Raw genomic sequence first — 10,400 nt, 5'->3', positions numbered from 1 at the left:
CCGCATCAAGCGCCCACACTTATCGGCTGTTGGTTTTTAAAGATCAGTCCACAAACTCACAGCACCCAAACCACCCGGCACCGCTTCGTTTGCGTCGCTGCGTCTGCAGCAGAGAAACGAGATTATGGAGACTTTCCGGCACGCCGTCAACAGGTTTTAACACACTGCCTAACCTGCCTGCGCCGCGAAAACCCCCTGCCATCCAGGGCCTCCCGCTTCCCCGTGCCCCGCTGGGCGGAACACGAAAGAGCGGAATTCTAGCGGGACCGGATACGACTTGCAAGTACGAATTCAGGGTTTTCCTTAGCGACCCTTGCCGAGGCCGTCCACTTCGCCAACGGCAGGCACCTTCGCATCAGGAGCCAAAGCCCCCGCGGTCGGCGCGCCAATCGCCCAGTCGTGCAGCACGGTATAAGCGACCGCCAGCAAAGTCGGTCCGATGAAAACGCCGAGGAAACCAAATGCCAACGCCCCGCCAAGGATGCCCAGCATCACCAGGATCAGCGGCATATCGCTATTCTTGCCAATCAGGATCGGCTTGATGACGTTATCGGACATACCAACGACCAGCACGCCCCACACGACCAGAAAGATCGCCCACCCTGTCACGCCCCCCTGATACAGCCAGATCGCGGCAGGCAGCCACACGATGACCGGACCGCCCGGCACCACCGACAGAAAAAACGTCGCCAGCCCAAGCAACGCCGGAGCCGGCACGCCTGCAATCCAGCAGCCGAACCCTGCGAGAATGGCCTGCACGAGTGCCGTACCCAGAATCCCGTAGACCACGCCCTTCACCGTGCTGCCCGCCAGCGCGAGCAGATAGTCGGCGCGCTCACCGGCAATACGCCGCATGCCCGCATTCAGCCACGCGGCCGCACCTTCGCCGCCGATATAAAAGAAAAACGCCAGCACAATGCTCAGCGCCAGCAACCCCAGCCCGTGCGTCACGGCAATCGCCGCCGCCAGAATCCACTTGCCGGCGGGAGCCGCGAACGTGTGCAACTGCGCGATCAACTCCGAGTTGCTGCTCGTCACCCGCTCCCAGAAGGCTTCGATGCTCGAACCGACGAGCGGGATTCGCTGCACCCACGGCGGAAGATCCGGCAAGCCCGACTCGAAGAGTCTTTGCACCAGCGCCACGATATCGTGAACATGCGCACCGAATGCAAACCCCGCATACACGAATGGCCCAAGCACAACAACCAGAATGATCAGCACGATCAGCATCGCGGCCAGCTTGCGGCGCCCGCCGACCGCGCTCGTGAGCCGCCGGTAAAGCCCCCACGAGCTATAGCTGAGAATGGCGCCCCACAGCAGCGCGGTCGTGAAAGGTGCCAGCACCAGCAACGAGCCGCCCACGAGAACGATCAACGCGAATACAGCGGCAAGACGTTCGATCAGTTGGTCCGATTTCACGATGAATCTCCTATTGCGCCAGGCCATGGCGATGAATTGACATACGCCTGTCAGGCGCCCGCGAAACGCCGTCAGTATAGGGGCGAGTCGCGCGTCCTGAGTGACTTATGCCATTCGGCCAGGAGAACATGAGCCACGCGCGCAAAGAAGCGGCTTTCCCGTCACGAAACGATCCGATTCATGTGCCAATGCTGGCTAAACGGTATAGCGTCCCGGAAAAGATTAGAATATAAGGTTCCGTGCCTCCAATTTTTCCGGATTTATGCGCTCGCGAATCGCCAAACGTCTCCCTCCCGATGCCGACAAGCTTGTCGGTCTCTCGCTCGCGCTTTTCGCGTCGGGCAGCCGCACCGAAGATCGCTTCTGGGAAGCCAAGCTCGATGCGTTGCTGGCCAGGATCGTGCGCAACGCCAACCAGACCACGCTGGACGCCGCGCTCGATCATCTGCAGCAAAACCACCCCGACGCCTATGGCGCGCTCGCCGACATGGCGGAAACCCATAGCGAGTCGTTCCTCATCGAGCACGAAGGCGCGCCCTACGAAGCGCTGCTGATCGCCGCGCCCGTGCTCGCCTGGACTCGCTACGTGATTCCGTCCGGCCCGCTCAAGACCGACGCGGCCGACGCCTTGCGCGCGCATCTGCAGGCGCACGTGCTCGCGGCAAACACGCGCGTCGCGATGGCGCCGTTCCTGTACAGCATCGACCAGTTGCCGCGCCATCACGTCGAAACGTGGCGCATCGCCCAGCAGCTCGCGCAAGCGGCGCTCACCGGCGGCAATGCCAGGCTCAATTTCGGCGAGTTGCCGGAAACCTCGCCGATTCTCGCCGACCCGCGCTTCCTGCTGGCCGTCGTCGCAGCGCCGGTAGGCGAGGCGACCTTCCGTTGGCAGGAAGAAGAGCACGGCAGCCGCATCGAGCGCGGCCAGTGTCTCGAGCAATGGGCCACACAAGGTGGCGCGAATCTGTCGCTCGTGCTGCCGGGTTGCGAATTCGAGTGCCTGTTGCCCGACGCGTACTACTCAGCCTGCCGCGATGCCGACGAAAGCGTGCGTCCTCACACCGTGCGGACCGCCGTGCGTTATCTATTTGACACAATTGGCGCGGCGCCGCAGGACCTTCGCGCGGTGGTCGCCGGCTTCGGCGAACGACGTATCGACGAGTACCGTGTCGGCTTCACGCGCAAGGGCAGCAACGACGTGATTTACGGTGTCGTGTGGCCGCTCTACGGTCGCGAAAACGGCGAGCCGGGCATCGACGAAGAACCGCAGGAGACCGCCGGCTCGGACGACCCGCTCGAGGAAATCGTCGCACTGCTCAAGGAGACAGGCATTACTGACGTGCGTCGCCACGCGGGCCGCTTCGAGCCGGAATATTGCGACGACTGCGGCGTGCCGCTCTACGCGGACCCGCTCGGTGAGATCGTCCACGCGGAAATGCCCGAAGACGCAGAGCCCGCGCAACCACATTTCCATTGAATCTCGACGCCCGCCTCAACGCGTTATCGCAAAAAAGCCCCGCCTCGTGCGGGGCTTTTTGTTGGCGTAGCCGCGCGTCCTATGCCTTTCGGACAGCCGTCAAATCCGAGGGAATTTGTCATCATAGGACTGGTGACGCATGAAAGTGAGTGAGCCCGGTTCATGAACCGCACGAGTGCGTCGCGCTATTTCGCCCGATTAATCTGGAGACATGCATGCGCTTCTCGATTCTCAATTCAAACGCGGAACGACGTGACGGACTCAAGGCCCTGCTGAGGCAGATCGACCGGCTGGCGCGTTTTACCGAAGCCCAGGACTGGCGTCAGCTCGAGCGTCCGTTCAAGCGCTATGTGCCTGATCTCGTCGTGATCGACTGGCAGGACTGGATGTCGGTTCTGGATGTCCGCCACCTGCTCAGCGACTACCCCGACCTGCGCATCGCCGTGCTGACCGACGGCACCCCGCCCGCCCTCGTGCGCGCGCTGCTCGACGAAGGCGTGCTCGGCGTCGTGCCGCGCGACACCGATCCGTGTCTCATCGTGCGCGCCTTCGAAATGGTGCTGCTCGGCGGTCATTACGTGCCGCCCGGCGCACTCGCGCTCGATCCTCCGTTGCCATCCGACACCGCGATCCGTCTGTTCGACGAAAAAAATCCGCCGCCGCGCCGCAACCGCCTCTCGAGCGGACTGTCGCCGCGCCAGGAGCAGATCATGCGCTGCGTTCACATGGGCAGCACGAACAAGATGATCGCGCGCACGCTCGGCATTAGCGAAGGCACGGTCAAGATCCATCTGACCAGCATCTTCCAGCAGCTCGGCGCCCCCAATCGCGCCGCCGCGGTCGCGCTTTACAACGGCTGGCTCACGAACCATCTGCAAGTGCTGCACAACAACGGCGAAAGCTCCGCGCGGCCGGTAACGATGGGGCAGACCGGCGCGACTCCGCTGCGACGTCATAAGCGCGCGCGTTTTCAGTATCCGTTGCCAACCAGCGACACTACCCCGGCGCTGCCCATGGCCGCCGAACCCACGACATCGTATGGCGACCCGCCGCATCCCACGCTCCCGCCGAAGCCACTCACACCGGGTTCGACATAACGGCCGGCGTCATACGCGGCATGTCCGCGCGCGTGCGCCCAGAGAGCGGTGGCGGGAGCTGGCATGGAATCCGCTCACACCTTTTCCCGTCCAACGAGTAATATGAGACACATGGGTTTCCTATACACACCGCTTCCGTTCTGGGTCGCTGTCGGCGGCTGGGTTGCCACTGCGATGATGGTCGCGCTCGCGCTGTGGAAAAATCCTTTCAAAAGACTTCAGGACGGCACACTCCAGCACGTATGGCTCGCGATCATTGTCGCGGTGTCGGTGCTGTGGGCGAGCAATGCCTGGCTCGACGACGGCACCGTCATGCATCTGCTCGGCGCCACGCTCTTCGTCACGCTCTTCGACTGGCGGCTCGCGCTGGTCGCCATGGCGTTCGTCACGGGCCTTGCCGCCGTCGTCTTCGATGCGCCATGGCAAGGCATCGCGCTGACGTTCCTCGTGTACGGCGCGCTGCCCGTCGGTATCTCGACCCTGCTCCAGCGCATCTGCATCGCGTGGCTGCCACGCAATCTCTTCATGTTCATCTTTGGCCAGGGCTTCGTTTCTCCCGCCATTGCCGTATCACTGACCGTCGCGGCGGCGCTCGGCCTTCATGTCGCGCTGGCCGGCGGCTCGACAACCGTGGTGCCGGCCGGCTATGCGCTCAGCGTGCTGCTGCTCGCCACCGGCGAGGCGTGGTTTACCGGCATGGCAACCGCGCTGATCGCGGTTTACCGTCCCGCCTGGGTAACCACGTACGATGTCCGCCGATACCGCTTGGGCGGCCCACGCACCTGAGGATTCGTGCGTTGCTGCGAGCGCCGGTGCGTATCTGTGATAATTCAACGCCTGGTCGCGTGAGATTCAGCGAGCGTTCGCGCCAAGACTAGCCCGAATATTTGCAGCAAGATTGAACTCACCCTTTTGCAAGGCATCTTATTTGCCTCATCCCCCCATTAGCGTCTGAAGAACTAGATGGATCGCACCAACGTACCGCGCCGATTGCTGCGGGTGGTCGGCCGGCTGGCAGCCTGCGCAGCGAGTCTCTCGCTCATCTGCACTGCCCCCGCATTCGCCGATCAACTCGAGCAGCACAACGACCTCGTCAACAAGTTTATCAACGACATGCATGCGGACCCGCTCGTCGCGGACTGTGCCGCGCACGGCGACTTCGTCGCCAGCACGTCGACCGCATTCGATCACGTCGAATTTCCACCAAGCTCGTTCGATAGCGCCCACTCGTCCGTCACACCGTGGAACGATTCGTTCGACGAAGGCAAGCAGCGCGTCAAGGTGGACAGCATCGTCACCGTCGAAGGCGTCGGCGTGCCCCAGAACGGCGCCAGCGACCCCGCGGACCTGAAATTCCGCTGCGGCTATGTCGGCTCGCAGATGCTGGCGTTCAGCTGGAACGATCCGGTGCCGCCGAACCGTGCGCATAGCGAGGGATCGCGAGGCGCCTCGGGCAAGCATAAAGGCGGCAAGGGCAAGCACTCGGCGAGCGGCAAGACGTCGAAGAAGTCGGCAGCGAAGTCGTCGAAATCGGGCTCGGGTAAAGCGTCGCGCGCGACCTCGGGCAAATCGGCCACCAAAAGCACAGCGAAGAAAAAGAGCAAATAACGGCGTGGCGTTGATCGACTCGCGTCAACGCCGGCAGCTCGCTCGTCATTCCAATAAGAAAGCGGCGCGCACCGAAAAGTGCGCGCCGCGTTTCTTGCGCCCGTCCGTCTTTTACGCGAACGTCTCCACGTGCCGCAGAATGGCCTGCAACATCGCGGCGCCAAGCGATGCGCTGCGCTCGCCGTTCCAGCCCACGCGTTCATCGGGCAGATTGGCGTTGTCCTTGAACGGCATTTCCAGCGTCAGCGAGAGGCAGTCGAATTCGTTGCCGATGTACTTCGACGCGAGCTTCAAAGCATCCTCGCGATACTTGCTCGCCGCATAGCCATGCTTGTCCTGGAAATCGGGGCTCGCGTGCCTGAACGCCTCGATAAACGCCTTCTGCTCGAGCGCCTGCCGTTCGGTGAAACCCGGCAGCATTTCGGAGCCCGCGACGAACACATAAGGCAGCGCCTCGTCGCCGTGGATATCGAAGAACAGATCGCAGCCCGTCGCGTGGATCGCGTCGCGCACCACCAGCACTTCGGGACTGCGCGCGGCGTCCGGCTCCATCCATTCGCGATTCAGGTTCGCGCCGGCTGCGTTGGTGCGCAGATTGCCGTGCACGCTGCCGTCCGGATTCATGTTCGGCACGATGTGGAACACGGCGTGGTCGTAGAGCTTGCGCGCGACCGGGTCGCCGGCCCAATCGCCCCAGCCGACGAGACGTTTCACGAGCCCTTCGATGAACCATTCGGCCATCGTCTCGCCGGGATGCTGGCGCGCGATCAGCCAGACCTGCTTTTTCGGCGTGGCGGGAGCGGCATCGTCGGCCTCCGGCGTCGCCAGCGTGAGCAGCGAAATGGGCCGCCCTTCGACGCTCCTGCCGAGCTCGGTGAGCGATGCGTGCGGCATCTGCTGTACGGCGCCGAGAAACTCCGCATGGCGTTCCTCGCTATACGGCTCGAAATACGCGTAGTAGATGCTGTCGAAATCGGGCGTGTGATCGATCGTCAGCACGCGGCCGTCATACGAGGTCGGCACGCGAAACCAGTTCACGCGGTCATAGCTCGCGACCGCCCGGTAATCGCGCCAGCCTTCCGCGAACGCGCACGCGGCGGCGTTCTCGAAGGTCATCACGCAGCGCTCGCCGGCCGTGCCGGACAAACGGAAATAGAACCACTGCGCGAATTCCGCGTGGCTGTCGGGCCGCACGCGCAGGCGGATATGGCCGGCGTCCTCGCAGGACAGCACTTCGACCGCCCCCGCGTCGAAATTGCTCGTAATCGATAACGTCATGAGATCCTTCCTGCCCGTGTGCAACGGACGGTTTATTCCGCGATGCGGCGGCGAAATACGTAGGTGGAATCGTTCGAGGCCTCGGCGCTGAACGCATAGCCTTCTGAGTCGAACGCCTGCAGCTGCTCGGGCTCGTCGAGGCGATGCTCGACCGCATAACGCGCCATCAGACCACGCGCGCGTTTTGCGTGGAAGCTGATGATCTTGTAGCGGCCGCCCTTCCAGTCCTCGAACACCGGCGTGACGACCGGCGCTTCGAGCAGCTTCGGCCTGACCGACTTGAAGTATTCACCCGACGCGCAATTCACGAGCACGCGCGAGCCCGCGGCGTTCTTCTTCAATTGCGCGTTCAACGCCTGCGTGATCCGCTCGCCCCAGAACGCATACAGATCCTTGCCGCGCGGATTGACGAAACGCGTGCCCATTTCGAGCCGGTACGGCTGCAGCAGATCGAGCGGACGCAGCAGGCCGTAGAGGCCGGACAGCACGCGCACATGATTCTGCGCATAGTCGAGATCGGCGGACGACAGCGTCTTCGCGTCGAAGCCTTCGTAGACGTCGCCGTTGAATGCGAGCACCGCCTGCTTGGCGTTGTGCGTGCCGAATTGCGGCGACCAGTCGGCGTAACGCTGGAAATTGAGGTGCGCGAGCTGATCGGAGATGCCCATCAGCGAGGCGATCTGTTGCGGCGACAAACTGCGCAGGCCGTCGATCAGTTCGGCTGCGTCGTCGACGAAATCGGGAATCGTGTGTTTCTTGACGTGCGGCGGGGTTGCGTAGTCGAGCGATTTCGCCGGCGACAGAACGATTATCATAGAGGCTTGCATGCAGGCACGCCGTGCCTGGCGGTCAAAGACGAAAGCCAGATTGTAACGAATGCCCTGTTCCCACGCCTCAAGCGGCGCCTTGCGCGTCGTGCTCGATTCCAATGTCTGGATCGATATTCTCGTGTTCGACGACCCGCATACGCGGCCGATCGCGGCCGCGCTCGAAAGCGGCGCGCTGGCCGCGCTGATCGACGCGCGCTGCCTCGCCGAGCTAACCTACGTGCTCGACTATCCGCAATTCGCGCACAGGAACGTCGACAAGACGGCGGCGCTCGCGTTCGTCGCGCGGTTCGCGCAGATGGTCGAGCCGCCGGCCACCGTCGAACCCACCGAGGGCGTACGGCCGCTGCCCCAATGCAAGGATCGCGACGACCAGAAGTTTCTCGAACTCGCGCACACAGCACGGGCTGACTGGCTCGTCTCGAAGGACCGCGCGGTGTTGAAGCTCGCGAAGCGGATCGCGCGCGATTTCGGCTTCCAGATCGCCCAGCCGGCGCCGTTCGTCGCGGCTGCGGGCATTGCGCAGAATCTGCCCGTTGCAACGACGCCCTGACGCTTTTCGAGAACCCGGCCCACCCATCGCCCAGCTACGAACCACGCCATGAACGCACCGCACGACACGTCCGCCAGCCCTACGTTTCCGTCCCGCCTGCCGAACGTCGGCACGACGATCTTCACCGTGATGAGCGCGCTCGCCGCGGAAAAAGGCGCGGTGAATCTGGGCCAGGGCTTTCCCGACTTCGCCTGCGATCCGCGCATCGTCGACTCGGTCGCGAACGCGATGCGCGACGGCCACAACCAGTACCCGCCGATGGCGGGCGTTCTGCCGCTGCGTCAGGCGATCGCGGAGAAGATCGCGAATCTGTATGGGCGCCGCTACGACGCAACGAACGAAATCACCGTGACGGCGGGCGCGACGCAGGCGCTCTTGACCGCGATTCTCTGCACCGTCCATCCCGGCGACGAAGTGATCGTGATCGAGCCGACCTACGACAGCTATCTGCCGTCGATCGAACTGGCGGGCGGCAAGCCGGTCTTCGTCACGCTCGAAGCGCCCGACTACGCGATCCCGTTCGACAGGCTGGCCGCCGCGATCACGCCGAAAACGCGGCTCATCATGATCAACACGCCGCACAATCCGACCGGCACAGTGTGGCGCGCGGAGGACATGCGCAAGCTCGAAGAGATCGTGCGCGGCACCAACGTGCTGATCCTCTCCGACGAAGTGTATGAGCACATGGTCTACGACGGCGCGCCACACGAAAGCGCCGCGCGCTATCCGGAACTCGCGCAGCGCAGCTTCGTCGTGTCGAGCTTCGGCAAGACCTACCACGTGACGGGCTGGAAGGTCGGCTACGTGGCGGCGCCCGCCGCGCTCACGGCCGAGTTCCGCAAGGTGCACCAGTTCAACGTGTTCACCGTCAATACGCCGATGCAGATCGGCCTCGCCGATTACATGAAGGACCCCGCGCCCTATCTCGATCTGCCGGCGTTTTATCAGAAGAAGCGCGACTTCTTCCGCGCGGGTCTCGCGAACTCGCGCTTCAGGCTGCTGCCGTGCACGGGCACCTACTTCCAGTGCGTCGACTATTCGGCGATCAGCGATCTGCCCGAAGCCGAATTCGCGCAATGGCTGACCGGCGAGATCGGCGTCGCGGCCATTCCGGTCTCGGCGTTCTACCACGAGGCGCACGAGTCGGGGGTGGTGCGCTTCTGCTTCGCCAAGCAGGAAAGCACGCTCGCCACCGCGCTCGAGCGGCTCGCGCGGCTTTGAGATGCTCCGCGCGATGTCACGAACGAATCCACGTTCCCGGCCATCGCGCATCGTTGCATGGGCGTGTGTGTTACGGCCTGCTTTGTGGTCTGCGTTACATCCGGCCCCACGGCCCGGGTCACAAGCCGATTCACAAGCCGGCTCACGGCCAGCTTCACGCCCCCACCCACACCCCTGCGCAGGCCGTCACACGCCCCACACGCCTCTTTCATCAGGCCGCGCGCGACGCCGCGATATACGCCTTGAGATCATCGGTCACGCGCTGCGCGGCGGGCCGAGCCTTGATCGTCTTGATGTAGCTCTTCCAGTCGATCCCCGCGTCGAGCAGAAAGTCGCGGCCGTAGATGGTCTGCGTCGCCGAGCCCACGAGCGGCAGGTGCACGTAGCCGGAGATATCGGCGACGCTGAAATGCTCGCCGCACAGATACGGCGCGAACTTCGCGATCCGCTTGAAGCCGGCGATGTGATGCGCGAGCAGCTTCTCGACGCGCCCCTTCGTTGCGTCGCTCACCGTGCCGCCGAAAAACGATTCCTTGTACAGATTACGCGCCGTCAGTTCGAGATGCACGTCGACGAAGGCGATCATCTCGCGCTCCTTGGCCGCCTGCCACGGATCGGCAGAGAAGATCCGCCTGTCGGGAAAGCTCGCGGCGAGATATTCGACGATGCATTGCGATTCGCACAGATCGCCGTTCGCGGTCTGCAGATACGGCACCTTGCCAAGCGGCGAATGCGCGAGCAGCGCCTCGTCCTGGCTCGGCTTCACGAGCACCTCCTCGAACGGAATGCCGTGCTCGAGCAGCACGAACTTGACCTTGTTGTAGTAGTTGGACAGTGCGAAACCGCAGAGCTTCAACATCGGATGTCTCCTTCTTTTCGGTTGTTCGAGCCCACGCATCGCAATCGAAGCAGCGGCTTTC

At 63.4% G+C, this 10,400-nt stretch carries 10 protein-coding genes; 6 read left to right on the top strand and 4 right to left on the bottom strand.

The window, feature by feature from the left end:
- Window positions 1–303: 303 nt before the first annotated feature.
- Entirely contained in the window at window positions 304–1,419 is a 1,116-nt protein-coding gene (locus F3J20_RS11035) for an AI-2E family transporter (protein ID WP_167047640.1), read from the bottom strand.
- A gap of 262 nt (window positions 1,420–1,681) precedes the next feature.
- Between F3J20_RS11035 and F3J20_RS11030 the strand changes: the two genes are divergently transcribed.
- From F3J20_RS11030 to F3J20_RS11015, 4 genes are all read left to right on the top strand, one after another.
- Window positions 1,682–2,896, top strand: a complete 1,215-nt coding sequence (locus F3J20_RS11030; protein ID WP_167283378.1) for a DUF2863 family protein — start codon at window positions 1,682–1,684, stop codon at window positions 2,894–2,896.
- Between the two features lie 215 nt (window positions 2,897–3,111).
- A complete protein-coding gene (locus F3J20_RS11025; protein ID WP_167047646.1) occupies window positions 3,112–3,993 on the top strand; it encodes a response regulator transcription factor in 882 nt (293 codons plus the stop codon).
- 111 nt (window positions 3,994–4,104) lie between these two features.
- Window positions 4,105–4,779, top strand: coding sequence for an energy-coupling factor ABC transporter permease (locus F3J20_RS11020; protein WP_167047649.1), 675 nt, complete (start codon window positions 4,105–4,107; stop codon window positions 4,777–4,779).
- A gap of 177 nt (window positions 4,780–4,956) precedes the next feature.
- Window positions 4,957–5,601, top strand: a complete 645-nt coding sequence (locus tag F3J20_RS11015; RefSeq protein ID WP_167047652.1) for a hypothetical protein — start codon at window positions 4,957–4,959, stop codon at window positions 5,599–5,601.
- Window positions 5,602–5,712: 111 nt separating this feature from the next.
- On the opposite strand, the gene F3J20_RS11010 is transcribed toward F3J20_RS11015, so the two are convergent.
- Both F3J20_RS11010 and yaaA read right to left on the bottom strand, forming a co-directional pair.
- The gene (locus tag F3J20_RS11010; protein WP_167047655.1) at window positions 5,713–6,879 is read right to left on the bottom strand and encodes a M14-type cytosolic carboxypeptidase; all 1,167 of its coding nucleotides are present in this window, start codon (window positions 6,877–6,879) and stop codon (window positions 5,713–5,715) included.
- A gap of 32 nt (window positions 6,880–6,911) precedes the next feature.
- Window positions 6,912–7,694, bottom strand: a complete 783-nt coding sequence (gene yaaA / locus F3J20_RS11005; protein ID WP_167047658.1) for a peroxide stress protein YaaA — start codon at window positions 7,692–7,694, stop codon at window positions 6,912–6,914.
- A gap of 61 nt (window positions 7,695–7,755) precedes the next feature.
- On the opposite strand from yaaA, the gene F3J20_RS11000 reads away from it, so the two are divergent.
- Together F3J20_RS11000 and F3J20_RS10995 are read left to right on the top strand one after the other, a co-directional pair.
- On the top strand, window positions 7,756–8,259 hold the full coding sequence (locus F3J20_RS11000) for a putative toxin-antitoxin system toxin component, PIN family (protein ID WP_167283377.1): 504 nt from the start codon (window positions 7,756–7,758) through the stop codon (window positions 8,257–8,259).
- Between the two features lie 48 nt (window positions 8,260–8,307).
- Window positions 8,308–9,480 carry a pyridoxal phosphate-dependent aminotransferase gene (locus tag F3J20_RS10995; protein ID WP_167047664.1) on the top strand — a complete coding sequence of 391 codons (1,173 nt, stop codon included), beginning with the start codon at window positions 8,308–8,310 and terminating at the stop codon, window positions 9,478–9,480.
- A gap of 211 nt (window positions 9,481–9,691) precedes the next feature.
- On the opposite strand, the gene F3J20_RS10990 is transcribed toward F3J20_RS10995, so the two are convergent.
- Window positions 9,692–10,339, bottom strand: a complete 648-nt coding sequence (locus F3J20_RS10990; RefSeq protein ID WP_167283376.1) for a glutathione S-transferase — start codon at window positions 10,337–10,339, stop codon at window positions 9,692–9,694.
- Between the last annotated feature and the right edge of the window lie 61 nt (window positions 10,340–10,400).

The organism is Paraburkholderia sp. Cy-641 (assembly GCF_011752945.1).
Lineage (GTDB): Bacteria > Pseudomonadota > Gammaproteobacteria > Burkholderiales > Burkholderiaceae > Paraburkholderia.
The sequence above is the reverse complement of the archived record's forward strand: the minus strand, read 5'-3'. Positions and strand labels throughout refer to the sequence as shown.